Source organism: Rhodococcus sp. KBW08, from assembly GCF_003852455.1.
GTDB classification, from domain to species: domain Bacteria; phylum Actinomycetota; class Actinomycetes; order Mycobacteriales; family Mycobacteriaceae; genus Rhodococcus_F; species Rhodococcus_F baikonurensis.
In genome coordinates this window covers 1-26409 of the sequence record NZ_QAJJ01000021.1, presented here as the reverse complement: position 1 = coordinate 26409, position 26409 = coordinate 1, and the positions used below count along the sequence as shown (strand labels likewise).

Below are 26409 nucleotides of genomic sequence, written 5' to 3'. Positions count from 1 at the left end.
CTATCCACCGGCGGGAATCTGTTCGTCGGTGGCCGGGGTAGCGCCCGTGCCGTCCATCTGGATGGCGTCGGGACCCGGAGGAGTCGGGTCGAACGGCGACGTCGACGGAGTGAACAGCGGGTTGGTGCAGCTCGCGCCGACCTCGGGGTAGACGTTCGGATTCTGGTTCAGCGCGGTGATGAACTGATCGATGCGATCGTCGTCGGCCTTGTCGATCTCGAGGCGATGGCCCCACGACTGCAGAGAAATGGGGCTGCTCTGGCCGGGGAACGGCGACATCAGCATGTAGGACTTGCCGTTGACGCGTCCGGCGAGGCTGTCGATCTGGTCCTGGTCGACGAGATCGGGGTTGTACGTGATCCAGATGGCGCCGTGCTCGAGCGAGTGAACGGCGTTCTCGGTGCGGATCGGGTCGGCGTACACCGTTCCGGTGCAGTTAGCCCAGGTGGCGTCGTGCGGGCCACCGAACGGCGGAGTCTGGTCGTACGCCACGCGCTGAGTGGAATCGACGTGCTGGCCGGCCGGGTACTCGATCTTGAGGACGCCGTCGATCTTGTCCGACGGATCCTTGTTCTCCGAGCTGTACTTGTACGGCTCGAGCGCCTGCCGCTCCTCGACCTTGGGCCACAGATTGATACCGAGCACGGCGATGAGTGCGAGCACAGCCACACCGGCACCGATCGACAGCCAGGGGATCTGGCGGGGAGCGGGGACGCCACCCTTGCCCTTCTTGGCCGGCCGACTGTTCTTGTTGGCGGCCTTGATGGCCTTGGCTGATTTGGCCCCGGAGTTCTTGTTGGGACCGCGACTATCGGAACCGCTTGGCATCGATTGGGCTCTTTCGGTGTGTGGGCTTGAGGTGTAGCGCGCCCGCGCATGAAGGTACGCGGTGGTAGCTCGGGCATTACCACTGTACTTTCCGAGTCTGAGGGCAAACTTTGAGAGTGGCGTGCGACACGCCACAGCGGCCTCGGACAGGTTCACGGAGAGTGAGGCGTGAGGCGAGTCTCCACTTCCGGTGTACAGGCAATAGGATGAATACCTGTGACTCCAGCTGACCTTGCCGAACTGCTCCGCGGAACCGCAGCGAGCGTCCTTGCCGATCGTGGCCTCGACGTATCCGTGCTACCCGAAACCCTCACCGTCGAGCGACCACGCAACCCCGAGCACGGCGATTACGCCACCAACATTGCCATGCAGGTAGCCAAGAAGGTCGGCACGAATCCCCGCGAGCTGGCGGGCTGGATCGCCGAAGCCCTCACCGCTGCCGACGGAATCGAATCCGCCGAGATCGCCGGACCCGGCTTCCTCAACATCCGGTTGGACAAGGATGCCCAGGGCGCGATCGTCGTGTCGGTACTCGAAGCCGGTGCGTCGTACGGCTCGGGTGATTCCCTCGCCGGCAAGAAGATCAACCTCGAATTCGTCTCGGCCAACCCCACCGGCCCCATTCACCTCGGTGGAACCCGTTGGGCCGCAGTCGGAGACGCGCTCGGACGCATTCTGTCCGCGCAGGGCGGACTGGTCACCCGTGAGTACTACTTCAACGACCACGGTGCCCAGATCGACCGCTTCTCGCGTTCGCTGATCGCTGCGGCGAAGGGTGAACCTGCTCCCGAAGACGGCTACGCCGGTGCATACATCGCCGACATCGCCGCCTCGGTTCTGAAGCAGCGTCCCGACGTCATGGACCTGCCTGCCGACGAGCAGCAGGAAACCTTCCGCGCCATCGGCGTCGAATTGATGTTCACGCACATCAAGCAGACACTCCACGACTTCGGCGTCGACTTCGACGTCTACTTCCACGAGAACTCGCTCTTCGAATCCGGTGCGGTCGAGAAGGCCGTCGAATCCCTCAAGGGTTCGGGCAACCTCTTCCACGAAGACGGTGCGTGGTGGCTCAAGAGCACCGACTACGGCGACGACAAGGACCGCGTCGTCATCAAGAGCGACGGCAACGCCGCCTACATCGCCGGTGACATCGCCTACTTCCAGAACAAGCGTGCCCGCGGGTTCGACCTCTGTATCTACATGCTCGGCGCCGACCATCACGGATACATCGGCCGCCTCAAGGCTGCCGCTGCCGCTTTCGGCGACGATCCGGACACCGTCGAGGTGTTGATCGGCCAGATGGTCAACCTCGTCAAGGACGGCACTGCCGTCAAGATGAGCAAGCGCGCAGGCACCGTCATCACCCTCGACGACCTGGTCGAGGCAATCGGCGTCGACGCCTCGCGCTACGTGATGATCCGCTCGTCGGTCGACTCGAGCATCGACATCGACCTCGACCTGTGGACCAAGACCAGCAGCGAGAACCCCGTCTACTACGTCCAGTACGCGCACGCACGTCTCTCGGCGATCGCTCGCAACGCCGCAGACCTCGGCCTGTCCGCCGACGCGAGCAACCTCGCCCTGCTCACTGTCGAGCAGGAGGGTGACCTCATCCGCACGATCGGCGAGTACCCACGCGTCGTGTCGAGCGCAGCGAATCTGCGTGAGCCGCACCGTATTGCCCGCTATCTCGAAGAGCTCGCGGGTGCGTACCACCGCTTCTACGGCGCGTGCCGCATCCTTCCGCAAGGCGACGAAGACGCCACCGACGTGCACCGCGCGCGTCTGGCTCTCTGCGCCGCCACCCGACAGGTCCTGGCCAACGGCCTCGAACTGCTCGGCGTCACCGCACCGGAGCAAATGTGAACGCGCACCCCGCCGGCCCCAAGCATGCCGAGCAGTTGCAGGCCCCCGGCTTGCCCGACCGTCCGACCAGCCCCGAAGCCTTCGGTGAACTCTCGCCGCAGGTGTGGCCGCGCAACGCTTCTCGCGGCGACGACGGTGAAGTGACGCTTGCCGGTGTCAAGGTCAGTGAACTTGCCGAGAAGTACGGCACCCCGCTGTTCGTCATCGACGAGGACGACTTCCGCTCGCGCTGCCGTGACATGGCCCGTGCCTTCGGTCCGGATGCCAAGGTGCACTACGCATCCAAGGCGTTCCTCTGCGGCGAGATCGCACGCTGGGTTGCCGACGAAGGTCTTTCGCTCGACGTCTGCTCCGGCGGCGAACTTGCGATTGCGTTGCATGCCGATTTCCCGGCTGAGCGAATTGCGATGCACGGCAACAACAAGTCGGTCGCCGAACTGGCCGCCGGTGTCGCCGCAGGTGTCGGGCACGTCGTGCTCGACTCGGCGATCGAGATCGACCGACTCGATCGTGTCGCCGGTGAGGCCGGTGTCGTTCAGGACGTGTTGATCCGCCTGACCGTCGGCGTCGAAGCGCATACCCACGAATTCATCTCCACCGCACACGAGGACCAGAAGTTCGGTTTCTCGCTGGCCGGGGGAGCGGCAATCGACGCGGTCCGCCGCGTCTTCGCTGCCGACAACTTGCGACTGGTCGGACTGCACAGCCACATCGGTTCGCAGATCTTCGACGTCGACGGTTTCGAGGTGGCAGCGCACCGCGTGATCGGTTTGCTCCGCGACGTCGTCACCGAGTTCGGAGTCGAGAAGACCAAGCAGATTTCGATCATCGACCTCGGCGGCGGCATGGGGATCTCGTACATCCCGTCCGACGACCCGCCGCCCGTCGACGAACTGGCAGCAAAGCTCGGTCACATCGTGCGCAACGAGTCCGCCCTGGCCGGATTGCCGGAGCCGACGCTTGCCGTCGAACCCGGCCGCGCCATCGCCGGACCTGGCACGGTGACGCTCTACGAGGTCGGCACCATCAAGGACGTCACGGTGGGTAGCGCGCTGACACGCCGCTACATCAGCGTCGACGGCGGGATGAGCGACAACATCCGCACGTCCCTCTACGGTGCGGAGTACGAAGCCAAGTTGGTTTCGCGAACTTCCGAGGCTGATCCCGTCGTTGCACGTATCGTCGGTAAGCACTGCGAGTCCGGTGACGTGGTCATTCGGGACACCTGGATGCCCGAGGACGTCGGGCCCGGTGATTTACTAGCGGTAGCAGCGACCGGTGCATACTGCTATTCGATGTCGAGCAGGTACAACCTGCTCACCCGCCCAGCCGTGGTGGCGGTGCGTGACGGAGTCTCACGCGTGATTCTGCGGAGGGAAACAGTGGAAGATCTGCTCAGCTTGGAGGTATCGCAGTGACGAGCGAATCGGCGCATCGCGCTATCGGTGTGGCCGTTCTCGGCCTCGGCAACGTCGGGAGCGAGGTCGTCCGGATCATTCGTGAGCAGGCCGAGGAACTCGAAGCTCGCGTCGGTGCCCCGTTGGAACTGCGGGGAGTTGCCGTTCGCCGTATCGGCTCGGACCGCGGAATTCCCGAGGAACTGCAGACGACGGACGCCGAGTCCCTGGTCGGTCGTGACGACGTCGACATCGTGGTCGAGGTGATCGGCGGAATCGAACTCCCTCGCAAGCTGATTCTCTCCTCCCTCAACTCCGGCAAGTCGGTCGTGACCGCCAACAAGGCGCTGCTCGCGGACCACACCGGTGAGTTGGCGGAGGCTGCAGAGGCCAATTCTGTCGACCTGTACTTCGAGGCCGCTGTTGCCGGTGCGATCCCCGTGATCCGCCCGCTCACGCAGTCCCTGGCCGGAGACCGCGTCAACAAGGTCGCCGGAATCGTGAACGGCACCACCAACTTCATCCTCTCCGCGATGGACGAGACCGGGGCCGACTACGAGGAGACCCTCGCCGAGGCCGGACGCCTCGGATACGCGGAAGCAGATCCGACCGCCGACGTCGAAGGCTACGACGCCGCGGCAAAGGCTGCGATCCTCGCGTCGATCGCGTTCCACACCCGCGTCACTGCCGCGGACGTGTACCGCGAAGGAATCTCCACGATCACCTCCGCCGACCTGGCGTCGGCGAAGGCACTCGACTGCACCATCAAGTTGCTCTCGATCTGCGAGCGCATCGTCACGCCCAAGGGCAAGGAGCGGATTTCCGCTCGCGTGTACCCGGCGCTGGTTCCGCTCAGCCACCCGCTCGCTTCGGTCAACGGCGCATTCAACGCCGTTGTCGTGGAAGCAGAGAACGCCGGCCGGCTCATGTTCTACGGCCAGGGCGCAGGCGGCGCCCCCACCGCGTCCGCGGTCATGGGTGACCTGGTGATGGCGGCGCGCAACAAGGTTCACGGCGGTCGCGGCCCCCGCGAGTCCAAGTACGCCAAGCTCAAGGTCGCGCCGATGGGCGACATCCTCACCCGCTACTACGTGAACATGGAGGTCGCGGACAAGGAAGGCGTGCTGTCCGCAGTCGCCGCCGAGTTCGCCAAGCACGGCGTGAGCATTTCCGTCGTCCGCCAGGAGGGCGCCGGCGCCGGCGCGCGTCTGGTGGTCGTCACTCATGTAGCAACCGACGCGGCTCTGTCCGAGACCGTGGCGGCCCTCAACGAACTCGAATTCGTCACCGCTGTGACCAGCGTGCTGCGACTGGAAGGCACTGAACAATGACCGGCATCGTCAACCCCGTCCACAAGGCATGGCCGGGTCTCATCGAGGCATACCGGGACCGTCTCGCGATCGGTGACAACTGGAAGACCGTCACCCTGCGCGAGGGCGGCACCCCGCTCCTGCCGGCCGGCCACCTCTCCGAGATCACCGGTTGCGACGTCTACCTCAAGGTCGAGGGCCTCAACCCCACTGGTTCCTTCAAGGACCGCGGCATGACGATGGCCGTCACCGACGCCTTGGCTCGCGGCCAGCGCGCAGTTCTGTGCGCGTCCACCGGCAACACCTCCGCCTCGGCCGCTGCGTATGCAGCCAAGGCCGGCATGACCTGCGCCGTGCTCATCCCGCAGGGCAAGATCGCCATGGGCAAGCTCGCGCAGGCAGTCATGCACGGCGCCAAGATCATTCAGGTGCAGGGCAACTTCGACGACTGCCTGGAGCTGGCACGCAAGACCACGGCCGAATTCCCCACCATCGGTCTGGTCAACTCGGTCAACCCGGTGCGCATCGAAGGTCAGAAGACCGCGGCATTCGAGATCATGGACGTCCTCGGCAAGGCTCCCGACGTACACGCTCTCCCGGTCGGCAATGCCGGAAACATCACCGCGTACTGGCGCGGGTACTCCGAGTACTTCGCAGACGGCCTGACCACGGTCAAGCCCCGCATGCTCGGAGTCCAGGCTGCCGGAGCGGCGCCGTTGGTCAATGGCGCACCCGTCAAGGATCCCGAAACCATCGCCACCGCAATCCGAATCGGTTCCCCCGCTTCCTGGAACGGCGCAGTCGCGGCGAAGGAAGAGTCCAACGGTGCATTCCGTGCCGCCACCGACGAGAAGATCCTCGAGGCGTACCGACTGATCGCCGCTACCGAGGGCGTCTTCGTCGAACCGGCATCGGCCGCCAGCGTCGCGGGCCTGCTCGCCGCACGTGCAGAGGGCTGGCTCGAGCCTGGCCTGACCGTCGTGTGCACGGTGACCGGTAACGGTCTCAAGGATCCTGACACCGCATTGAAGGGGATGCCGAACGTCGAGCCCATCGGTGTCGATCCCGTTGCCGTCGCGGCTGCCCTCGAGCTTGCATAGTGTCCGTGGATTCATCGACCACTCCGCGGAATCCGGTGTCTGACATGACTATAACCCTGCCTATCGGCCTTTCGGTGACTGCTCGCGTCCCGGCCTCGAGTGCAAACTTGGGGCCGGGGTTCGACACCCTCGGTCTGGCGTTGGGGTTGTACGACGAAATCGTGGTCACCACAACGGATTCGGGTCTGCAGATTCGCGTCGAAGGCGAAGGTGCTGCCGACGTGCCTTGGGGTCCTTCGCATCTCGTGGTTCGCGCCATCGAGCGTGGCCTCGAAGCTGCGGGAGTGTGGGCCAGCGGCCTGGACGTGTTGTGCCGCAACGCGATCCCGCATTCGCGCGGGTTGGGTTCCTCGGCTTCCGCGGCCGTCGGTGGACTGGCTGCGGCCAACGGTCTGGCACGCGCGCTCGATGCCGAGATCGGTTTGACGCAAGAGCAGTTGGTTCAACTCTCGTCCGAGTTCGAAGGTCACCCGGACAATGCGTCCGCCAGTGTTCTCGGTGGCGCAGTCGTCTCGTGGAGTTGCCCGCCGGCCGTCGAAGGAGACGAGCCGATCTACTCCGCGGCGAAACTCGACGTGCATCCCGACATCCGTGCCGTGGCACTGGTTCCCGAGGAGCGCTCGTCCACCGCGCACACCCGCGGGCTTCTGCCCGAATTGGTTCCGCACCAGGATGCGTCGTTCAACGCGAGCCGCAGCGCCCTGGCCGTCGTCGCGCTCACCGCGCGCCCGGATCTGCTGATGGCAGCCACCGAAGATCGTCTGCATCAGGCGCAACGCGCGCCCGCTCTGCCGCTCACGACTCGGTGGATCGGCATTCTGCGTCAGGCGGGTATCGCCGCGACCGTTTCCGGCGCCGGCCCCACCGTGTTGGCGCTCAGCACAGAGCCTTTCCCCGTCGAACTCGCCGAAGCTGCGCGGGCCGACGGGCTCCGTGTACTCGAATTGGATATCGCCGACGGTGTGGAAGTAGTCACGACGACCGTCTGATCCCTGCCTTGGTCCTGGTGATTGCCCGCTACCGATCGGTAGTGAACTGACACACCCAGTCGTCCAAATTCTTGCCGGACTCAGGTTTGGACGCTATCCTGGGCTATGTCCGTACATCGTGCGCGTCAGTCGCCGGTGCATCACCAGGGGGCAAAACTCCTTCCCAATCGGGGTCCACAGTCCTTGGCATGATTCTCGCGCTTGTACCTTCTCCGAAGGTTTGAATCCTCCGCGGATCGAACACTCAGAGGTTCCATGACTCTGGGGTTCAGCACACGGGGGAGTGAATCGTCGACGAAGGCGCGTTGGGCAGGTTTGCGAGCGCATGAAAAGTTTGAGGCGAGAGTTTCCGACAATCATGTGACGGCGGACAAGCCGGCAGTTCTGGACAGCAACCACGTACGGCACCACCGAGTTCGGTATTCAATCGAACTGCGGGACGAACCCTCGACTTTGCGCAGTGCGAGTGAGGGAAGGAAAGGACCTCCGTGACCGATACGGACCTCATCGCCACTTCTGCACCCGCCGGGTCGGAATCAGGCGACAATTCTCAGGCGTCATCTTCAGCATCGAACGGTGCGGTGGCGACCTCCACGAAGCGTGCCGAAACGCGCCGTGGTGCCGGACTCTCCGGCATGGTGCTCACCGAACTCCGCACTCTTGCGGGTGAACTGGGCATCAAAGGCACTTCCGGCATGCGCAAGGGTGACCTGATCGCAGCCATCAAGGAGCGCCAGGGCGGCAGCGCAAAGGCTGCACCCGCACAGAGTGAACTCACTCTCGACGACGCACCCGTTGCGCGCACTCGTGCCAAGAGCACTCGCGCCGCACGAACCGAAACCCCCGCAGCCGAAACAGCTCCGGCGGCCGAATCGGCTCCTGCCGAGGCCGCGCCGGCACGTACCGAATCCGCCGAGGACGCCGATCAGGCTGCACCCCGTCGTGGACGTCAGCGTCGCGGCGCCGCACGTCGAGCAGGTTCACCCGACCAGGGTGAACTGAGCATCGAGCAGGACACTCCTTCGGCAAAGTCCGACTCGGACACCTCGAAGGCCGCCGAAGCTGCGAAGACAGAGGCTCCGGCCGAGCGTTCTTCAGGCGCCGAGGGCAAGTCGGACGCTGAGCAGGCTCCTGCCGAGCAGGGCAACGAGCGTCCCCGCCGCGAGCGAAACCGCGACAACCAGGGCCAGCGAGACAACCAGGGCCAGCGAGACAACCAGGGCCAGCGAGACAACCAGAGCCAGCGGGACAACCAGGGCAACCGGGGCAACCAGGATCGCCAGGACCGTCAGGACCGTGGCAATCAGAACAACGCCGGCCAGAACAATGCCGGTCCGCGCACGGACAACCGCAACAACGGACCGGACGACGACGAAGAGGGTGGACGTGGACGCCGCGGACGCCGTTTCCGCGAGCGCCGTGGCCGTGGTCGCGACCGCGGTGAGGGTGGCGCACCCAACGATTCGCGTGAGACCGAAATCCGCGAGGACGACGTCCTTCAGCCGGTTGCCGGCATCCTCGACGTCCTCGACAATTACGCCTTCGTGCGTACGTCCGGGTACCTCGCCGGTCCCAACGACGTCTACGTCTCCATGAACCTGATCCGCAAGAACGGTCTTCGCCGTGGCGACGCCATCACCGGTGCCGTCCGGGTCTCGCGTGACGGTGAACAGGGCAGCCAGCGTCAGAAGTTCAACCCGCTGGTCCGCATCGACACGGTCAACGGCGGCGACGTCGAGGCCGCGAAGAAGCGCCCCGAGTTCAACAAGCTCACGCCGCTGTACCCGAACCAGCGTCTGCGCCTCGAGACCGAGCAGCACATTCTCACCACGCGTGTCATCGACCTGGTGATGCCCATCGGTAAGGGCCAGCGCGCCCTCATCGTGAGCCCGCCCAAGGCGGGTAAGACCAGCGTGTTGCAGGCGATCGCGAATGCTGTCGCCACCAACAATCCTGAGTGCTACCTGATGGTCATCCTCGTGGACGAGCGTCCCGAGGAAGTGACCGACATGCAGCGCAGCGTGAAGGGCGAGGTCATTTCCTCCACCTTCGACCGCCCGCCGGGAGATCACACCGCAGTTGCCGAGCTGGCAATCGAGCGTGCGAAGCGCCTGGTCGAGATGGGTAAGGACGTCGTCGTACTGCTCGACTCCATCACGCGTCTGGGTCGTGCGTACAACAACTCCTCGCCGGCGTCCGGACGCATCCTCTCCGGTGGCGTCGACTCGACAGCGCTGTACCCGCCGAAGCGTTTCCTCGGTGCTGCCCGCAACATCGAGAACGGTGGATCGCTCACCATCATCGCTACCGCAATGGTCGAGACCGGATCCACCGGCGACACCGTGATCTTCGAAGAGTTCAAGGGCACCGGCAACGCCGAGCTCAAGCTCGATCGCAAGATCGCCGAACGCCGCGTGTTCCCGGCCGTGGACGTCAACCCGTCCAGTACGCGTAAGGACGAGCTGCTCCTGAGCCCGGACGAGGCTGCGGTGCTGCACAAGCTCCGCCGCGTCCTGTCCGGTCTGGACTCGCATCAGGCCATCGATCTGCTGATCGATCGACTGAAGAAGAGCAAGAACAACCTCGAGTTCCTGATGCAGGTCTCCAAGACCGCACCGGGTGCGATCGACGACTGATCGACTCGACGTCAAAAGGCCCACAACCAGCTGGTTGTGGGCCTTTTGCATGGGCGGAACAAAACCGAAGGGCAGTGCGTTGACAACTTCGTATAGCCACCCCGAGGCGTGCGAGACGCGGATTATCCGGTGAGGTACCGCATCTGGCATACTGAACGGCCGAGTCCGGTTCCGGTTCACGATGTCGATTGGCGACGTCGACCCGGCGACCATTGAAAGGGACACCATGAAGGCAGGAATCCACCCAACTTACGTAGCGACCACCGTCGTCTGCGGTTGCGGTAACACGTTCGAGACCCACAGCACCAAGGAGTCCGGACGCATCAACGTCGAGGTTTGCTCGCAGTGCCACCCGTTCTACACGGGCAAGCAGAAGATTCTCGACACCGGTGGACGCGTCGCTCGCTTCGAGGCTCGCTACGGCAAGCGCGCAGACAGCAAGGTCCCGGCCACCGAGTCCTAGCTGTTCCGCCGACGCCCGATCTGCCATGCGCAGATCGGGCGTCGGCTTTTTTGTGCCTGCACTCGGTTTGCGCGTTTCCCGGGTCCCGGCGTCGAAATACCTTCAAGCGCGCACCGTAGGAATCGAAACTCAGAGCGGAGCGAACCATGGCAGGCGCAACCCAGCCCTCGGCCATCGACGACATCTTGGCGGAGCACGCCGGTCTCGAAGCACAGATGTCCGATCCGGCGCTGCACAACGACCCTGCCGCTGCCAGGCGCGTCGGTAAGCGGTTCTCCGAGCTCTCGCCGATCATGTCGACGTACAACAAGCTCACGGCTGCGCAGGACGATCTGGAAGCCGCGCGCGAACTCGCTGCCGACGATTCCAGCTTCGCCGCCGAGATCCCCGATCTCGAAGCCGAGGTCGCGCAGCTCGAGCAGACGCTGACCGATCAGTTGGCGCCGCGTGATCCGCATGACGGCGACGACATCGTCCTCGAAGTGAAGTCCGGTGAGGGCGGCGAAGAATCCGCGCTCTTCGCCTCGGACCTGGCCCGCATGTACGTCCGCTACGCGGAACGGCACGGCTGGCGCGTCGAGATCCTCGACGCGACGGTTTCCGATCTCGGCGGATACAAGGAAGCAACGCTGTCGATCAAGAGCAAGTCAGATACCCCGGACGGAGTGTGGGCGAGGCTGAAGTTCGAGGGCGGTGTTCACCGCGTCCAGCGAGTGCCCGTCACCGAATCCCAGGGACGCGTTCACACTTCGGCCGCCGGCGTGCTGGTCTACCCGGAGCCGGAAGAGGTCGAGCAGGTCCAGATCGACGAGAGTGACCTGCGCATCGACGTCTACCGTTCGTCGGGCAAGGGTGGTCAGGGCGTCAACACGACCGACTCTGCTGTCCGAATCACGCACCTTCCGACCGGCATCGTCGTCACCTGCCAGAACGAGCGTTCGCAGCTGCAGAACAAGGCGCGCGCCATGCAGGTCCTTGCCGCCCGCTTGCAGGTAGTCGCCGAGGAAGCCGCGGACGCAGAAGCGTCGGCAGGTCGCCAGAGTCAGGTCCGGACGGTGGACCGTTCGGAGCGCATCCGCACCTACAACTTCCCGGAGAACCGCATCACCGATCACCGCATCGGGTTCAAGTCGCACAACCTCGACGCGGTGCTCGACGGTGAGCTCGACGCACTTCTCGACGCATTGGGCAAGGCGGACCGAGAGGCGCGTCTCGCGGCCGAGTAGATGCAGACGATGACTGACCTCCATACTGCTGGGAACTCGGTGAACCGCGTGTCGGTCGAGCGTGGCAGGCTGTACCCGTGAGTCGACTTCCACTTCGTTTGGCGCTGATCGAAGCTGCAAAACAGCTCGACGCCGCAGGTGTGCCCAGCCCACGCACCGACGCCGAGTTGTTGGCATCCCACCTGCTCGGCGTCGAACGCACGCGTCTCGGGCTGATTCCGTTGGTCGATCCCGAGGTCATCGCGGCGTTCGACGAGTTGGTTGCGCAACGCGTGAAGCGGATTCCTTTGCAGCACATCATCGGAGTCGCATCGATGGGCAACATCGACGTCGCCGTCGGTCCGGGTGTCTTCATTCCGCGGCCCGAAACCGAATTGCTCATGGGTTGGGCGCTCTCGTTCCTCGAAGGTTGCGGAAGCAAGCCGCCGGTAGTGCTGGACCTGTGCACGGGATCGGGTGTACTCGCGCTGTCCATCGCCGAGGCCCGTCCCGACGCCGTCGTTCACGCCGTGGAGAAGGAACCCGCCGCGCTGGCGTGGGCGCGTCGTAATGCCGCCGACCGCGAGGCCGCCGGTGATACACCGATCCATCTGCATCAGGGCGACGTCACCGATCGGAACTTGTTGCCGGGGCTCGAGGGCGGCGTCGATCTTGTCGTCTCCAATCCGCCGTACATCCCCGAAGGCGCGCAATTGCAGCCTGAGGTCATGGACTACGACCCACACACCGCGCTGTTCGGCGGTGCCGACGGTCTATCCGTCATCAAACCGATGATCAGCAACATCGCGCGGTGGCTTCGCATCGGCGGCGCGGCGGGCATCGAGCACGACGACACCAACGGCGACGGCGTCGCTGCGCTGTTCTCGGCGCGCCGGGTATTCGGCGAGGTCGCGCAGCATCCCGATCTTGCCGGTCGTCCGCGATTCGTCGTCGCCAGACGTGTCGCCACCGACGTCGAAGCCCAGCGGAATCGAACGCCCGAAGTGCAGAGTGAAAGGATGGCTGAGTGAGCACCGTGTACGACTGCAGTCAGACAGATTCCCGAACCGCAGGCTTGGCCGCCGCGAAGAACGCGCTCAAGGCCGGCCGACTCGTAGTTCTCCCCACCGACACCCTGTACGGACTCGCCGCCGACGCGTTCGACAGCGAAGCTGTCACGAGTTTGTTGCGCGCCAAGGGACGCGGGCGAGACATGCCCGTCCCGGTACTGGTCGGATCGTGGAACACCATCGACGGGCTCGTCTACAGCGTGCGCCCGCAGGCACGGGATCTGATCCGCGCGTTCTGGCCCGGCGGACTGAGCTTGGTCGTCGAGCAGGCGCCGTCACTTGCCTGGGACCTCGGCGATACCCGCGGAACCGTCATGCTCCGCATGCCCTTGCACCCGGTTGCTCTTGAATTGTTGCGTGATGTCGGACCGCTTGCCGTCTCGAGTGCCAACATTTCGGGGCGTCCGCCGGCGACTACCGTCGAGGAAGCTCGAGATCAGCTCGGTGGATCTGCCAGCGTGTATCTCGACGGGGGCAAGGCCGAACACGCCGTTGCTTCCACGATCGTCGACCTGACCGGCAATTCACCGCGTATCTTGCGAGTGGGTGCCGTCTCGGCAGAAGCCATCGCCGAGGTATTGGGCACCAGTCCGGAAAGCCTCGTAGAGGGAGTTTCGTAACGATGGTCGGCGCCGGCGGCGAGCGCGCGGGGGAATCCACGTACTGGGGACCGGATTTCGGTGAGCTTGCCACGGCAGACCCCGAGATCGCGGCTATTGCGCTGGCCGAACTCGAGCGTCAGCGCGGCGGACTTCAACTCATCGCGAGCGAGAACTTCACCAGCCCCGCCGTACTGGCCGCCTTGGGTTCGACCCTGAGCAACAAGTACGCCGAGGGCTATCCGGGTCGGCGTTACTACGGCGGGTGCGAGTACGTCGACGCAGCCGAGAATCTGGCGATCGACCGGGCGAAAGCACTCTTCGGCGCTGAGCACGTCAACGTCCAACCGCATTCGGGAGCCACTGCAAATCTCGCGGTGTACGCCGCATTCGCCAAGCCCGGCGACACCGTGCTGGCGATGAGTCTGCCGCACGGTGGGCATCTGACTCACGGGTCTCGGGTCAGCTTTTCGGGGCAGTGGTTCACCACCGTTCCCTATCACGTCGATTCGGCCACCGAATTGATCGACTACGACGAGGTTCGCACCCTGGCTCTGGCGCACAAGCCGAAAATCATCGTCGCCGGCGCGACGGCATACTCCCGCACCATCGACTTCGCAGCCTTCCGCTCGATCGCTGACGAGGTCGGTGCGATCCTGTGGGTCGACGCCGCCCACTTCATCGGACTCGTCGCAGGCCGAGCGATACCGTCGTGTGTTCCGTATGCCGACGTGGTCTCCGCGACGACGCACAAGGTCCTCAGAGGCCCGCGCGGCGGAATGATCTTGTGCCGCAGCGAGCACGCCTCGGTTGTCGATCGCGCGGTGTTCCCCTTCATCCAAGGCGGTCCGATGATGCATGCGATCGCCGCGAAGGCGGTTGCCTTCAAAGAAGCATCGACGCCGGAATATCGTTGGTATGCACAGGAAGTGGTCGCCAATGCGTCGGCGCTCGCGCAGTCGTTGGAAGCTCGCGGCCTGCGTACCGTGTCCGGTGGAACCGACACGCATCTGGCACTTCTCGACCTGCGCGCAAGCGGGGTCACCGGAGTCGACGCCGAGCGTAGGTGCGGACTGGCTTCGATCACGCTCAACAAGAATGCGATTCCGTTCGATCCGCAGTCGCCGGCCGTCACGTCCGGAATCCGCGTCGGATCCGCGGCCGTGACGACGCAGGGATTCAACCGTGCCGACATGAGCGTCGTGGGGGAGTTGATTACGCGTGCAGTCGTCGCGGATCCCGCCACCACGTCCGGGGAGGCCGAGTTGGCATCAGTTGCCGACGGCGTTCGCGAATTGGTCCGGGCAAAGCCCGCCTACCCCCGCCAGACGGGTGATCTCGCGCAGTGATCACTTCCTACGAGGCGACCACATATCTGGCACAGGGTGGCGGGGGAGCGGGTGTTCCCATCCGTGAACTGTTGCTCGTGCTGTGTACGGCTGCGGTGGTGACCTACCTGGCGACCGGAGCAGTCCGGTTGTTGGCGCTGCGGTTCGGCGCCGTTGCGATTCCGCGTGATCGGGACGTTCATGTCGAGCCGATTCCGCGCCTCGGTGGCGTCGGAATGTACATCGGAATGGCTGTCGGCCTGCTGTTTGCGCAGCAATTACCCGCGCTCACAAGAGGTTTCGGCTTCGGTAGTCCGGACGTACACGCTGCGCTCGTTGCGGGAGCCGTCATCGTCCTCGTGGGTGTGATCGACGACAGATGGGGTCTCGACGCGCTCACCAAGTTCGTGGGTCAGGTGACTGCTGCCGGAGTTCTCGTGGTGATGGGCGTCAGTTGGTTCATCATCTACAACCCGTTCGGCGGTGACGGTGGGTCCACCATCATCCTCGATCAGATTCAATCGGGACTGTTCACGGTGGCTGTTGCCGTCGCGACCATCAACGCCATGAATTTCGTCGACGGTCTCGACGGATTGGCCGCCGGTTTGGGGCTGATCGCGGCCCTGGCAATCCTCATCTTCTCGATCGGTCTGCTCCACGATCAGGGCGGTGACGCCAGCGTCTATCCACCCGCGATGATCGCCGCGGCGTTGGCAGGTGCTTGTCTCGGATTTCTTCCGCACAACTTCAATCCGGCACGCATCTTCATGGGCGACTCCGGTTCGATGTTGATCGGTCTGATGCTGGCTGCGATCTCCACCAGCGCATCCGGTCGTATTCCACTGACCGCCTACGGAACCCGCGACCTCGTCGGCCTTCTCGCGCCGTTGTTGCTGGTCGGAGCTGTGATGTTCATCCCGATGCTGGACATGCTCCTGGCCGTGATCCGCCGAACGAAAGCGGGCGTGAGTCCGTTCAGTCCGGACAAGATGCACCTGCACCACCGGCTCTTGCAGATCGGGCACACGCATCGACGAGTCGTGCTGGTCATCTACCTGTGGGTCAGCGTTCTGGCTTTCGGTGCCGTCGGATCCTCACTGCTCAATCGTCAGCTGGTTGTCGTACTCGTCGCGGCCGGTTTGGTCCTTGCGTTGTTCTTCACTGCCGTGCCGTCTTTGATCGATCGCAAGCAGCAGCGGCGCTAGCCACGTTTTCCGATCCATTACCCTTGGGCATCGTGACGAACACGCCGCAGCCTGTACCTGCCTCGCAACCCATCCCTGATTCGACCGCCGCGATGAAGTCGGCCGTGAAGTGGGGTGTGATGGGGCTGATCGCGCTGGCCGTGGTCGGCGCGCTCCTGGGCGGGCTGTTCGCCGGCAAGGAAGGCGTCTACGGCGCTTTGATCGGCGCAGCCGTCGGCGGCGGGTTCATCCTGTTCACCGCGCTGGGCGTGTTGCTCACGGCAAAGCTGCCCGCGCTCACGGCCGGTGCAGTTCTGCTCGGCACGTGGCTGCTCAAGATGATTCTCGCGATGGTGGTTCTCTTCGTCCTCTCGGACATGGATTTCTACAACAAGACCGCCCTCGTCCTGGTCATCATCATGTCGCTGGTCGTGGTGCTCGGAGCGGAGACGTACGGCGTTCTCGGAACCAAAACTCCGTACGTCGATCCCACTCCCAGCAGCAACGTCGACGACGACGAGTAGTACTACAAGAGGTAACTAATCGGACTTCCAGGTACCCCATCTACACAATGTCGTAGATGACTTGATAAGGTTCGGTTCAAGCGAGAGCAATGGTGGGCCGAGTAACACTCAGCCGACGATGCCATGTGCTCGCAGGTGGTCGAAATTCTGACCACTGAGTCGACGAGAGTCGCCGACACCGACAGACGCCAGGTCCCTCAAGGGTTCTCCAGCTGCTGACGAATGCGCGAGTCGAACTTGTCGACTTGTAGATCGTCAATGTCCGATCGAACCGCAGTCAATGATGGCTGCGGACCGACTACGGGAGAGAACGCTGAGCGTCACCACCCTGGCCGCGGATGAATTCCATGCGCCGTCACTAGACGATTTTTTCCCGCCCTCCGTGTTGATTCACGCGGGCCCCTTCGAGCTCGACCGTCTGATGCTGATTCGTCTGCTGATGTCGGTGCTGGTCGCAGCCTTCTTCGTGATCGCGATGCGCAGCCCTCGATTGGTTCCCCGTGGGATGCAGAACGCCGCTGAGCTTGCGCTCGACTTCGTTCGGATCAACATCGCCGAGGAGATCCTGGGCAAGGAACAGGGCAAGCGCTTCCTGCCGGTCATCACGACGATCTTCTTCATCGTGGTCGCCAGCAACCTAGCCAGCATCATTCCTTTCCTGAACATCTCGCCGAACGCACGAATCGGTATGCCCCTGGTCCTCGCGGCGCTCGCCTACATCGTGTTCAACTACGTCGGAATCAAGAAGTACGGCTTCTTCAAGTACGTCAAGAGCAGCATCGTCGTTCCCGGCGTCCCGCTGCCCCTGCACTTCTTGTTGGTGCCCATCGAGTTCATCTCGACCTTCATCCTGCGCCCGTTCACGCTGATGGTTCGTCTCATGGCCAACATGTTGGCCGGCCACATCCTGCTGGTGCTGTTCTTCAGCGCGACGAACTACTTCTTCTTCGTGTCCGGCGGATTCCAGGCGATCTTCGGCGTTCCGTCGATCATCGCCGGTATCGCATTCACGTTCTTCGAGCTGCTGGTCATCTTCCTGCAGGCTTACGTGTTCGCGTTGCTGACCGCGGTGTACATCGAACTGGCGCTCCACGCCGACGAGCACTGACCTTTACCTCCTCACCAGCTACACCAAGAACTGAGCCTCTTGCCGAATCCGGCAGAGGTCAACAGAAAGGGAATGGAACACCATGAGCATCGCTTACCTCGCTCAGGAAGTTGTCGAGACCAAGTCGCGCGGCTACGGAGCCATCGGCTACGGCCTCGCAGCAATCGGCCCCGGCATCGGCGTGGGCATCGTTGTGGGCAAGGCAATCGAAGGCATGGTCCGCCAGCCCGAGATGGCCGGCCAGGTTCGTACCACCATGTTCCTCGGTATTGCATTCACCGAGGCCCTCGCATTGATCGGCCTTGTCGCCGGTTTCATTTTCTAAGACCGACATGGGAGCCACCTTCGCAGTGCTCGCGGCAACAGAGGAGACACACAATCCTCTCTTGCCCGAGACATACGACATCGTGTGGTCCGCGGTTGCGCTCGTCGTAGTCGGTTTCGTCTTCTGGAAGCTCGTTCTTCCGAAGTTCCAGAAGGTCTTGGCCGAACGCACCGAGCAGATCGAGGGCGGCATCAAGAAGGCCGAAGACGCACAGGCAGAGGCAGCGGCCGCGCTCGAGCAGTACCGCGCGCAGCTCGCCGAAGCTCGTACCGAGGCAGCGCAGATCCGTGAGGAAGCGCGTACCCAGGGTCAGCAGATCATCGCTGACATGAAGGTTCAGGCGCAGGACGAGAGCGACCGCATCGTGGCCGCAGGCCACAGCCAGCTCGTCGCCCAGCGTCAGCAGATCGTCGCTGAGCTCCGCTCGGATCTCGGCAAGACCGCTGTAGACCTGGCCGAGAAGGTCATCGGGGAGTCCCTCGCCGACGACGTGAAGCGCGCCGGAACGGTTGATCGTTTCCTCAACGAGCTCGACACCGTCAGCGCTGATTCAGCCAGGAAGTGAGCAACATGTACGCAGCGAGCCGTGAAGCCTTGGCGCAGACTCGTTCTGCGCTGAGCAGTGCCCTGGGCGCCGTCTCTGCAGGAGCCGCAACTGCTGCTTCTGCTCAGGCTGGGTCCGAGCTCTTCTCGGTGGTCGAGGTACTCGACGGCCAGCGCGCTCTTCGCAGCGCGCTGGCTGACGCTTCGGCACCGGCCGCTGGTCGCCAGGCTTTGGCAGAGCAGTTGTTCTCCGGAAAGGTCGGCGCCGAGGCGCTCGCCACCGTGAAGGCAGCTGCAGGCCAGGACTGGTCTGCGGCCCGCGACTTGGTCAACTCGCTCGAATTGCTCGGACGCGAAGCTCTGCTCCGCGCCGCAGCCGATCAGAGCCAGTTGGACACCGTTGAGGACGAGCTCTTCCGTCTCGGTCGCATCGTGGCAGGGGACCCCAGCCTGGAGCAGACGCTCTCGGATCTGTCGGTTCCCGCAGCCCGCAAGCGCGAGTTCCTCTCTCGCTTGCTCTACGGCAAGGTCACCGCGGTCACCGAGGCACTCGCCGGACAGGCCGTCGGCCGGTTGAAGTCTGCACCCGCAGACACTTTCGATCAGCTGTCGAATCTTGCCGCAGCGCAGCGCGATACCACCGTTGCTCACGTTCGCAGCGCCTCGGCGTTGAGCTCGGAGCAGTCGGATCGCTTGGCCAGCACTCTTACCCGCACCTACGGGAAGCCGGTAGCAGTACACGTCGAGGTCGATCCAGAACTCCTCAGCGGCTTGGTCGTCCGGGTGGGCGACGAGGTTATCGACGGCAGCGCAGCGGGTCGACTCGCAGCACTGCGGAAGAACCTCAAGTAGTCCTTCAGCCGAACACATACTCCAGATCTTTTCGAAGACCAGACACCGAGAGCAGGAAAAACATGGCGGAGCTGACGATCTCCTCCGACGAGATCCGTAGCGCGATCGACAACTACACCGCGAGCTACTCCCCGGAGGCCTCCCGTGAGGAGGTCGGCACAGTGACCGACACCAGTGACGGCATTGCGCACGTCTCTGGCCTGCCTTCGGCTATGTCCAACGAGCTGTTGGAGTTCCCCGGTGGAATCGTCGGCGTCGCGCTCAACCTGGATGCCACCGAAATCGGTGCCGTCATCCTTGGCGATTACCAGAACATTCAAGAAGGCCAGGAAGTAAAGCGCACGGGCGACGTTCTGTCGGTTCCCGTCGGCGATGCTTTCCTCGGCCGCGTCATCGACCCGCTGGGTGCGCCCATCGACGGTCTCGGCGAGATCGAGAGCACCGAGAACCGTGCACTCGAGCTCCAGGCCGCTTCGGTGCTCGAGCGCCAGCCGGTCGAAGAGCCGCTCCAGACCGGTATCAAGGCTATCGACGCCATGACCCCGATCGGCCGCGGCCAGCGCCAGCTCATCATCGGCGACCGCAAGACCGGCAAGACCGCGGTCTGCATCGACGCCATCCTGAACCAGAAGGCCAACTGGGATTCCGGCGATGTCAACAAGCAGGTGCGCTGCATCTACGTTGCCATCGGTCAGAAGGGTTCCACCATCGCGGGCGTCAAGGCTGCCCTCGAGGAGAAGGGCGCGATGGAGTACACCACCATCGTTGCTGCTCCGGCATCTGATTCCGCAGGCTTCAAGTGGCTCGCACCGTACACCGGCTCGGCCATCGGCCAGCACTGGATGTACCAGGGCAAGCACGTTCTGGTCGTGTTCGACGACCTGACCAAGCAGGCAGAGGCGTACCGCGCCATCTCACTGCTGCTGCGTCGTCCGCCGGGACGCGAGGCTTACCCCGGTGACGTCTTCTACTTGCACTCCCGTCTGCTGGAGCGCTCGGCGAAGCTGTCCGACGCTCTCGGCGGTGGCTCGCTGACGGCTCTGCCGATCATCGAGACCAAGGCGAACGACGTCTCGGCTTACATCCCGACCAACGTCATCTCCATCACCGACGGTCAGGTGTTCCTCGAGTCCGACCTGTTCAACAAGGGCGTTCGCCCCGCGATCAACGTCGGTATCTCGGTCTCCCGCGTCGGTGGCGCTGCACAGACCAAGGGCATGAAGAAGGTTTCCGGTTCGCTGCGTCTGGAACTGGCTCAGTTCCGTGAGCTCGAAGCGTTCTCCGCCTTCGCATCCGACCTCGACGCTGCCTCCAAGGCTCAGCTCGAGCGCGGTGCCCGTCTGGTCGAGCTGCTCAAGCAGGATCAGTACAGCCCGATCCCCGTCGAGGACCAGATCGTCTCGATCTACCTGGCCGGCGAAGGCATCTTCGACAGCGTTCCGATCGGCGACGTCCGTCGCTTCGAGAAGGAACTGCTCGAAGACCTCAAGCACTCGGCTGCTGGCGTCTACTCCAGCATCAACGGCGGCAAGGCACTCGATGCCGACAACGCTGCTGAGCTGATCGCTGCAACGAACAAGTTCAAGGAAGGCTTCATCGCATCCGACGGAAGCCGGGTCGTGAACGAGGCCGAGGCTGACGCTTTGGGCGCCGACGAGGTCGCGAACGAGCAGATCAACGTCAAGCGCAAGACCGTCAGCAAGTGACGTACGCGCCCATGACACTGCGAATTCCGAAGGGAGAGTGATTGATCGATGGCGAGCATTCTCGAATTGCGGTCTCGTATCAAGTCGGTCAACTCGACCAAGAAGATCACCAAGGCACAGGAACTGATCGCGACTTCGCGTATCACCAAGGCTCAGATTCGCGTCGCCGCGTCCAAGCCGTATGCCGAGGAGATCACGAAGGTACTCACCGAATTGGCGAGTGCGTCTGCTTCGCTCGATCACCCGTTGCTCAACGAGCGTCCGGAGCCCAAGCGGGCTGCGGTGCTCGTTGTCACCAGTGACCGCGGCATGTGTGGTGGCTACAACTCCAACGTCCTCAAGCAGGCAGAAGAGCTCATGGCTCTCCTCCGCAGCGAGGGCAAGGAGCCGGTCGTGTACGTGCTCGGTTCCAAGGGACTCGGCTACTACACGTTCCGCGGCCGCGACATCGGTGCTGCGTGGACGGGCTTCTCGCAGGATCCGGGATACTCGGATGCAGCGAAGGCCAGCCGCCACCTGGTGGAGCTGTTCATGGCTGGTTCGGGTAACCAGGTTGCCGCTCCGAACGGTGAAGGCACGATCGAGGGCGTCGACGAACTCCATATCGTCTACACCCGCTTCGTGTCGATGCTGACGCAGACTCCCGAGGTTCGCCGTATGGCTCCTCTCGAGGTCTTCGTGTCGGAAGAGCGCATCGAACTCGGTGACGACATGCTGACCAACGGCCACGACGACGACCATGACAATGGACCCGTCGCGGACTTCAGCTTCGAGCCCGAGCCCGAGAAGCTTCTCGGTGCTCTTCTCCCGAAGTACGTCAGCACTCGTATCTTCTCGTCGCTTCTCGATGCTGCGGCATCGGAGTCGGCAGCCCGTCGTACCGCCATGAAGGCCGCGACGGACAACGCAAACGAACTGGTGAACACGTTGAGCCGTCAGGCCAACCAGGCTCGCCAGGCCCAGATCACCCAGGAAATCAGCGAGATCGTCGGCGGCGCCAACGCGCTCGCCTCGAGCGCAGGAAGTGACTAGCACATGACCGCAGCAGTAACCGAAAACAACGGGGCAGGTTCGGCTTCGGCCGTAGCCGGCCGCGTCGTGCGGGTCATCGGTCCCGTCGTGGACGTTGAATTCCCGCGTGGCGCTGTTCCTGAACTGTTCAACGCCCTGAACGCCGAGATCACGCTTCCCTCGGTCGCCAAGACGCTGACGCTCGAGGTTGCACAGCACCTCGGTGACAACCTGGTCCGCACCGTCTCCATGCAGCCCACCGACGGCCTCGTCCGCGGCACTGCAGTGACCGACTCGGGCAAGCCGATCTCGGTTCCCGTCGGTGACGTCGTCAAGGGCCACGTGTTCAATGCACTGGGCGATTGCCTCGACACCCCGGGCCTCGGCCGCGACGGCGAGCAGTGGGGCATCCACCGCAAGCCACCAGCCTTCGATCAGCTCGAAGGTAAGACCGAGATCCTCGAGACCGGCATCAAGGTCATCGACCTCCTCACCCCGTACGTCAAGGGTGGAAAGATCGGCCTGTTCGGTGGCGCCGGCGTCGGCAAGACCGTTCTGATCCAGGAAATGATCACGCGTATCGCTCGCGAGTTCTCGGGCACCTCGGTGTTCGCAGGCGTCGGTGAGCGTACCCGTGAGGGCACCGACCTCCACCTGGAAATGGAAGAGATGGGCGTCCTCCAGGACACCGCCCTTGTCTTCGGACAGATGGACGAGCCGCCCGGAACGCGTATGCGCGTCGCCCTGTCCGCACTGACGATGGCGGAGTACTTCCGCGACGTTCAGGGCCAGGACGTTCTGCTGTTCATCGACAACATCTTCCGCTTCACGCAGGCAGGCTCCGAGGTTTCCACCCTCCTCGGCCGTATGCCTTCGGCAGTGGGCTACCAGCCCACGCTGGCGGACGAGATGGGTGAACTCCAGGAGCGCATCACCTCGACACGCGGTCGCTCGATCACCTCGCTGCAGGCTATTTACGTGCCCGCCGACGACTACACCGACCCCGCGCCGGCTACGACGTTCGCGCACCTCGATGCCACCACCGAGCTCTCGCGCCCGATTTCGCAGATGGGTATCTACCCCGCTGTGGATCCGCTGAGCTCGACCTCCCGCATCCTGGAGCCCGGCATCGTCGGTGCCGAGCACTTCCGCGTTGCCAACGAGGTCAAGCGCATTCTGCAGAAGTACAAGGAACTGCAGGACATCATCGCCATCCTCGGTATGGACGAGCTTCAGGAAGAGGACAAGGTCCTCGTCGGCCGCGCCCGTCGTATCCAGAAGTTCCTCGGCCAGAACTTCATCGTCGCCGAGAAGTTCACCGGTGAGCCCGGCTCCGTCGTGCCGCTCCGCGACACGATCGAAGCCTTCGACCGCGTCTGCAAGGGCGAGTTCGATCACCTGCCCGAGCAGGCATTCAACAGCTGCGGTGGACTCGACGACGTCGAGGCCGCAGCCAAGAAGATGGCCGGGAAGTAGTCCACGATGGCTGAGATGACCGTAGAACTCGTTGCCGTCGAGCAGCGCTTGTGGTCTGGTTCGGCGACGCTGGTCAGCGCTCAGACCACCGAGGGTGAAATCGGCATCATGCCTGGGCATGAGCCGGTCCTCGGTCAGCTGATCGAGGGCGGAACCGTGTCGATCACCTCGGTCGACGGCGAGCGTATCGTTGCTGCAGTACACGGAGGGTTCCTCTCCGTCACTGCGACGACGGTGACGATCCTTGCCGAGTCCGCGGACATGGCACAGGACATCGACGTCGAGGCAGCCAAGGCTGTCTTGGCCGAGAACTCGGGCGATCTCGAAGCGATTGCGGTCGCCAAGGGTCAGCTCCGGGCCGTCGAGCGCGCGTAAGTTACTCGAGTAAAGCCGCGACGGGAGCCGACGAACAGTGACATTCGGAATGACTGTGTTGATCATTCTGGTTGTGCTGCTCGCGGTTCTCGTCGCGGCTTTTCTGTATCGTCTGCTCGTTCTACGTCGCGGCGGTACTGCTGCACTGCTTCGTGTTCTGCCATCCCCAGGGGACAGCGGGTGGCGGCACGGGATCATTCGCTACGGCGAAAGCACATTCGTCTTTTTCAAACTGTCGAGTCTGCGGCCAGGCCCGGACTCCAGGATTGATCGTCAAGGTGTCGAGGTCGAGAGCCGTCGCTCTCCCTCGGGTACCGAATTCGACATCATGAGCGACGACATCGTCGTGGTCAAGGTCAACGACGGATCGTCGGCCTACGAAATCGCCTTGGACAGTGGAGCATTGACAGCGTTCCTGTCCTGGGTCGAATCGCGACCAGACGGGCGCGCCCGTAGGCGTCGCACCGCCTGACCGGTATCGCTCAAGCCCCGGCGCCGGGCTTCCAGAGCACATCGCCTTCCGGGTTTGCCACTCTTCCCATGATGAAGAGAAGATCCGACAATCTGTTGAGGTATTTCGCGGGGAGGACGCTCGTGTCTTCCGGGTTCGCATCGATCGCGGACCACGCCGCACGCTCCGCACGCCGCGAGACGGTTCTTGCTACGTGAAGCAGGGCACCCAAGGCAGTTCCGCCCGGCAGAATGAACGAATTCAACGGTGCCAGTTGCTCATTGAGCTCATCGCACCATCCTTCGAGTCGATCGATGTAGGCCTGCGTCACTCGCAGCGGCGGGTACTTCGGGTTCTCGACCACGGGGGTGGACAAGTCGGCACCTGCGTCGAAAAGGTCGTTCTGGATCTGTCGCAGCATCACGAGCAGATTCGGTGGGGGAGTACCGAGGGCAACGGCCACACCGATCGCCGCGTTGGTCTCGTCGCAATCCGCGTAGGCGACCAGACGCGGATCGTTCTTGGAGACTCGCGAAAAATCGCTGAGGCCGGTGGTCCCGTCGTCGCCGGTCCGGGTGTAGATCTTCGTCAGGTGAACAGACATAGGGCTACGGTACCGGCGCGGTGCCGACGAGGTTGTGGCTCTAGGCTGTGAACCGTGAGTGAGCACTTTCTTGTGACCGGGGGTAACCGCCTCGAAGGTGAAGTACTGGTGGGAGGGGCCAAGAACAGTGTGCTGAAGCTGATGGCCGCGGCGCTGTTGGCCGAAGGCACCACTGTCGTGACCAACTGCCCGGACATTCTCGACGTACCCCTGATGGCGGACGTTCTGCGAGGTCTGGGCTGCGAAGTCGAACTCGAAGATTCCGAAGTGCGGATCACGACGCCGGCCGAGCCGAAGTATCACGCTGACTTCGATGCGGTGAAACAGTTCCGCGCCTCGGTGTGTGTGCTCGGTCCGCTGGTCGCGCGTTGTCGACGCGCTGTTGTCGCACTTCCTGGTGGCGATGCGATCGGCTCGAGACCGCTCGACATGCACCAATCCGGACTCCGACTGTTGGGTGCGCGTAGCGAAATCGAACACGGTTGTGTCGTTGCCGAGGCAGATGACCTGCACGGAGCGAACATTCGCCTAGTCTTCCCGTCGGTGGGTGCAACCGAGAACATCTTGATGGCGGCTGTGCTCGCCCGTGGCGAAACGGTGATCGACAACGCTGCACGTGAGCCCGAGATCGTGGATCTGTGCAACATGCTCAACGAGATGGGCGCCAAGGTATCGGGCGGCGGAAGTTCGACGCTCACCATTCAAGGCGTCCGCAAGTTGGAACCGACTACCCACCGTGTCATCGGCGATCGGATCGTTGCTGCGACATGGGGTGTCGCTGCATCCATGACCAGGGGTGACGTCCGTGTTCGCGGGGTGAACCACAAGCATCTCGGACTGGTCCTCGACAAGCTTCGGACAGCCGGCGCTGAGGTGACGCCCGAGGTCGACGGCTTCCGTGTCATCCAGCGCGAACGACCTAAAGCGGTCAATTTCGCAACATTGCCGTACCCGGGATTCCCGACCGACCTGCAGCCGATGGCAATCGGTCTGGCCGCGGTTGCGGAGGGCACGTCGATGATCACCGAGAACGTCTTCGAATCGCGTTTCCGATTTGTCGAGGAAATGATCCGACTCGGGGCCGACGCTCGTACTGACGGTCACCATGCTGTTATCCGCGGAGTTCCAGTGTTGTCGAGTGCACCGGTGTGGTCCTCGGATATTCGAGCCGGCGCCGGGCTCGTGCTTGCTGGGTTGGTCGCGGACGGAACCACCGAAGTCCACGACATCTTCCACATCGACCGTGGTTACCCGCGTTTTGTCGAGAATCTCCGTGGACTCGGGGGAGTGATCGAGCGGGTGGGCACCGAATAAGCTCGGTGCTCGGCGTCACACTCGCGTCTTATAGCCGGTGGTGGAATGACAAAACTGTATGACCTGGCGTTGGCTGCCGAAATCGGTGTGGTGACCAGGCGATTTGTGAATTGATTGAAGGTTCGCGTAACTTATTCCAAGT

The 26409-nt window shown here is 63.5% G+C and carries 25 protein-coding genes; 23 read left to right on the top strand and 2 right to left on the bottom strand.

Annotated elements, in window-relative coordinates:
• The gene (locus DBV08_RS27215) at nucleotides 1–828 is read right to left on the bottom strand and encodes a DUF3105 domain-containing protein (protein ID WP_095971602.1); all 828 of its coding nucleotides are present in this window, start codon (nucleotides 826–828) and stop codon (nucleotides 1–3) included.
• Between the two features lie 216 nt (nucleotides 829–1044).
• On the opposite strand from DBV08_RS27215, the gene argS reads away from it, so the two are divergent.
• The 22 genes from argS to DBV08_RS27105 all read left to right on the top strand — a co-directional run bounded on the left by argS (nucleotide 1045) and on the right by DBV08_RS27105 (nucleotide 24370).
• A complete protein-coding gene (gene argS, locus DBV08_RS27210) occupies nucleotides 1045–2697 on the top strand; it encodes an arginine--tRNA ligase (RefSeq protein ID WP_003941360.1) in 1653 nt (550 codons plus the stop codon).
• Complete coding sequence (gene lysA, locus DBV08_RS27205) at nucleotides 2694–4115, top strand: diaminopimelate decarboxylase (RefSeq protein WP_124569471.1); 1422 nt, start codon at nucleotides 2694–2696, stop codon at nucleotides 4113–4115. The genes argS and lysA overlap by 4 nt, the downstream gene beginning before the upstream one ends.
• Nucleotides 4112–5425, top strand: a complete 1314-nt coding sequence (locus tag DBV08_RS27200) for a homoserine dehydrogenase (RefSeq protein WP_007726192.1) — start codon at nucleotides 4112–4114, stop codon at nucleotides 5423–5425. The genes lysA and DBV08_RS27200 overlap by 4 nt, the downstream gene beginning before the upstream one ends.
• Nucleotides 5422–6504 carry a threonine synthase gene (gene thrC / locus DBV08_RS27195; RefSeq protein ID WP_124569470.1) on the top strand — a complete coding sequence of 361 codons (1083 nt, stop codon included), beginning with the start codon at nucleotides 5422–5424 and terminating at the stop codon, nucleotides 6502–6504. The genes DBV08_RS27200 and thrC overlap by 4 nt, the downstream gene beginning before the upstream one ends.
• 44 nt (nucleotides 6505–6548) lie before the next feature.
• Nucleotides 6549–7493 carry a homoserine kinase gene (gene thrB / locus DBV08_RS27190; protein WP_124569469.1) on the top strand — a complete coding sequence of 315 codons (945 nt, stop codon included), beginning with the start codon at nucleotides 6549–6551 and terminating at the stop codon, nucleotides 7491–7493.
• A 488-nt stretch (nucleotides 7494–7981) separates the two neighbouring features.
• Nucleotides 7982–10129: a transcription termination factor Rho gene (rho, locus tag DBV08_RS27185; RefSeq protein ID WP_124569468.1), complete on the top strand. Its 2148-nt coding sequence runs from the start codon at nucleotides 7982–7984 to the stop codon at nucleotides 10127–10129.
• Between the two features lie 226 nt (nucleotides 10130–10355).
• The gene (gene rpmE, locus DBV08_RS27180; protein WP_003941310.1) at nucleotides 10356–10592 is read left to right on the top strand and encodes a 50S ribosomal protein L31; all 237 of its coding nucleotides are present in this window, start codon (nucleotides 10356–10358) and stop codon (nucleotides 10590–10592) included.
• 146 nt (nucleotides 10593–10738) lie between these two features.
• Entirely contained in the window at nucleotides 10739–11818 is a 1080-nt protein-coding gene (prfA, locus tag DBV08_RS27175; RefSeq protein WP_003941341.1) for a peptide chain release factor 1, read from the top strand.
• Nucleotides 11819–11895: 77 nt separating this feature from the next.
• A complete protein-coding gene (gene prmC, locus DBV08_RS27170) occupies nucleotides 11896–12828 on the top strand; it encodes a peptide chain release factor N(5)-glutamine methyltransferase (RefSeq protein ID WP_095971607.1) in 933 nt (310 codons plus the stop codon).
• Nucleotides 12825–13487 (top strand): L-threonylcarbamoyladenylate synthase, encoded by a 663-nt coding sequence (locus tag DBV08_RS27165; protein WP_124569467.1) that lies wholly within the window; start codon nucleotides 12825–12827, stop codon nucleotides 13485–13487. The genes prmC and DBV08_RS27165 overlap by 4 nt, the downstream gene beginning before the upstream one ends.
• Nucleotides 13488–13489: 2 nt before the next feature.
• Complete coding sequence (glyA, locus tag DBV08_RS27160; protein WP_124569466.1) at nucleotides 13490–14815, top strand: serine hydroxymethyltransferase; 1326 nt, start codon at nucleotides 13490–13492, stop codon at nucleotides 14813–14815.
• Nucleotides 14812–15999, top strand: a complete 1188-nt coding sequence (locus DBV08_RS27155; RefSeq protein WP_080726516.1) for a glycosyltransferase family 4 protein — start codon at nucleotides 14812–14814, stop codon at nucleotides 15997–15999. The genes glyA and DBV08_RS27155 overlap by 4 nt, the downstream gene beginning before the upstream one ends.
• A 32-nt stretch (nucleotides 16000–16031) precedes the next feature.
• Complete coding sequence (locus tag DBV08_RS27150; protein ID WP_019749175.1) at nucleotides 16032–16502, top strand: glycine zipper family protein; 471 nt, start codon at nucleotides 16032–16034, stop codon at nucleotides 16500–16502.
• Nucleotides 16503–16782: 280 nt separating this feature from the next.
• Entirely contained in the window at nucleotides 16783–17610 is an 828-nt protein-coding gene (gene atpB, locus DBV08_RS27145) for a F0F1 ATP synthase subunit A (protein ID WP_030537337.1), read from the top strand.
• Between the two features lie 82 nt (nucleotides 17611–17692).
• Nucleotides 17693–17935 carry an ATP synthase F0 subunit C gene (locus DBV08_RS27140; protein ID WP_003941327.1) on the top strand — a complete coding sequence of 81 codons (243 nt, stop codon included), beginning with the start codon at nucleotides 17693–17695 and terminating at the stop codon, nucleotides 17933–17935.
• A gap of 7 nt (nucleotides 17936–17942) precedes the next feature.
• Complete coding sequence (locus DBV08_RS27135; RefSeq protein ID WP_019749173.1) at nucleotides 17943–18500, top strand: F0F1 ATP synthase subunit B; 558 nt, start codon at nucleotides 17943–17945, stop codon at nucleotides 18498–18500.
• A 5-nt stretch (nucleotides 18501–18505) separates the two neighbouring features.
• A complete protein-coding gene (locus DBV08_RS27130; protein ID WP_003941304.1) occupies nucleotides 18506–19330 on the top strand; it encodes a F0F1 ATP synthase subunit delta in 825 nt (274 codons plus the stop codon).
• Between the two features lie 62 nt (nucleotides 19331–19392).
• Entirely contained in the window at nucleotides 19393–21036 is a 1644-nt protein-coding gene (gene atpA, locus DBV08_RS27125; protein WP_007726218.1) for a F0F1 ATP synthase subunit alpha, read from the top strand.
• Between the two features lie 48 nt (nucleotides 21037–21084).
• Nucleotides 21085–22068 carry a F0F1 ATP synthase subunit gamma gene (locus DBV08_RS27120; RefSeq protein WP_003941320.1) on the top strand — a complete coding sequence of 328 codons (984 nt, stop codon included), beginning with the start codon at nucleotides 21085–21087 and terminating at the stop codon, nucleotides 22066–22068.
• Nucleotides 22069–22071: 3 nt separating this feature from the next.
• Nucleotides 22072–23523, top strand: coding sequence for a F0F1 ATP synthase subunit beta (gene atpD, locus DBV08_RS27115; protein WP_003941349.1), 1452 nt, complete (start codon nucleotides 22072–22074; stop codon nucleotides 23521–23523).
• 6 nt (nucleotides 23524–23529) lie between these two features.
• Entirely contained in the window at nucleotides 23530–23898 is a 369-nt protein-coding gene (locus DBV08_RS27110; protein WP_003941287.1) for a F0F1 ATP synthase subunit epsilon, read from the top strand.
• Between the two features lie 49 nt (nucleotides 23899–23947).
• The gene (locus tag DBV08_RS27105) at nucleotides 23948–24370 is read left to right on the top strand and encodes a DUF2550 domain-containing protein (protein ID WP_166812995.1); all 423 of its coding nucleotides are present in this window, start codon (nucleotides 23948–23950) and stop codon (nucleotides 24368–24370) included.
• Nucleotides 24371–24380: 10 nt separating this feature from the next.
• Here the strand turns inward: DBV08_RS27105 and DBV08_RS27100 are convergent, their stop codons facing one another.
• On the bottom strand, nucleotides 24381–24953 hold the full coding sequence (locus DBV08_RS27100; RefSeq protein WP_095971610.1) for a cob(I)yrinic acid a,c-diamide adenosyltransferase: 573 nt from the start codon (nucleotides 24951–24953) through the stop codon (nucleotides 24381–24383).
• A gap of 54 nt (nucleotides 24954–25007) precedes the next feature.
• Between DBV08_RS27100 and murA the strand changes: the two genes are divergently transcribed.
• Nucleotides 25008–26267 carry a UDP-N-acetylglucosamine 1-carboxyvinyltransferase gene (gene murA / locus DBV08_RS27095; protein ID WP_095971611.1) on the top strand — a complete coding sequence of 420 codons (1260 nt, stop codon included), beginning with the start codon at nucleotides 25008–25010 and terminating at the stop codon, nucleotides 26265–26267.
• The last annotated feature ends 142 nt before the right edge of the window (nucleotides 26268–26409 follow it).

Excerpts from the sequence above, each read along its gene's own strand:
- DBV08_RS27215 (WP_095971602.1), bottom strand. The coding sequence starts at position 828 with ATGCCAAGCGGTTCCGATAGTCGCGGTCCCAACAAGAACTCCGGGGCC.
- thrC (WP_124569470.1), top strand. The coding sequence starts at position 5,422 with ATGACCGGCATCGTCAACCCCGTCCACAAGGCATGGCCGGGTCTCATC.
- thrB (WP_124569469.1), top strand. The coding sequence starts at position 6,549 with ATGACTATAACCCTGCCTATCGGCCTTTCGGTGACTGCTCGCGTCCCG.
- rpmE (WP_003941310.1), top strand. The coding sequence starts at position 10,356 with ATGAAGGCAGGAATCCACCCAACTTACGTAGCGACCACCGTCGTCTGC.
- prfA (WP_003941341.1), top strand. The coding sequence starts at position 10,739 with ATGGCAGGCGCAACCCAGCCCTCGGCCATCGACGACATCTTGGCGGAG.
- glyA (WP_124569466.1), top strand. The coding sequence starts at position 13,490 with ATGGTCGGCGCCGGCGGCGAGCGCGCGGGGGAATCCACGTACTGGGGA.
- atpB (WP_030537337.1), top strand. The coding sequence starts at position 16,783 with ATGATGGCTGCGGACCGACTACGGGAGAGAACGCTGAGCGTCACCACC.
- DBV08_RS27140 (WP_003941327.1), top strand. The coding sequence starts at position 17,693 with ATGAGCATCGCTTACCTCGCTCAGGAAGTTGTCGAGACCAAGTCGCGC.
- DBV08_RS27135 (WP_019749173.1), top strand. The coding sequence starts at position 17,943 with ATGGGAGCCACCTTCGCAGTGCTCGCGGCAACAGAGGAGACACACAAT.
- DBV08_RS27130 (WP_003941304.1), top strand. The coding sequence starts at position 18,506 with ATGTACGCAGCGAGCCGTGAAGCCTTGGCGCAGACTCGTTCTGCGCTG.
- atpA (WP_007726218.1), top strand. The coding sequence starts at position 19,393 with ATGGCGGAGCTGACGATCTCCTCCGACGAGATCCGTAGCGCGATCGAC.
- DBV08_RS27120 (WP_003941320.1), top strand. The coding sequence starts at position 21,085 with ATGGCGAGCATTCTCGAATTGCGGTCTCGTATCAAGTCGGTCAACTCG.
- atpD (WP_003941349.1), top strand. The coding sequence starts at position 22,072 with ATGACCGCAGCAGTAACCGAAAACAACGGGGCAGGTTCGGCTTCGGCC.
- DBV08_RS27110 (WP_003941287.1), top strand. The coding sequence starts at position 23,530 with ATGGCTGAGATGACCGTAGAACTCGTTGCCGTCGAGCAGCGCTTGTGG.
- DBV08_RS27105 (WP_166812995.1), top strand. The coding sequence starts at position 23,948 with ATGACTGTGTTGATCATTCTGGTTGTGCTGCTCGCGGTTCTCGTCGCG.
- DBV08_RS27100 (WP_095971610.1), bottom strand. The coding sequence starts at position 24,953 with ATGTCTGTTCACCTGACGAAGATCTACACCCGGACCGGCGACGACGGG.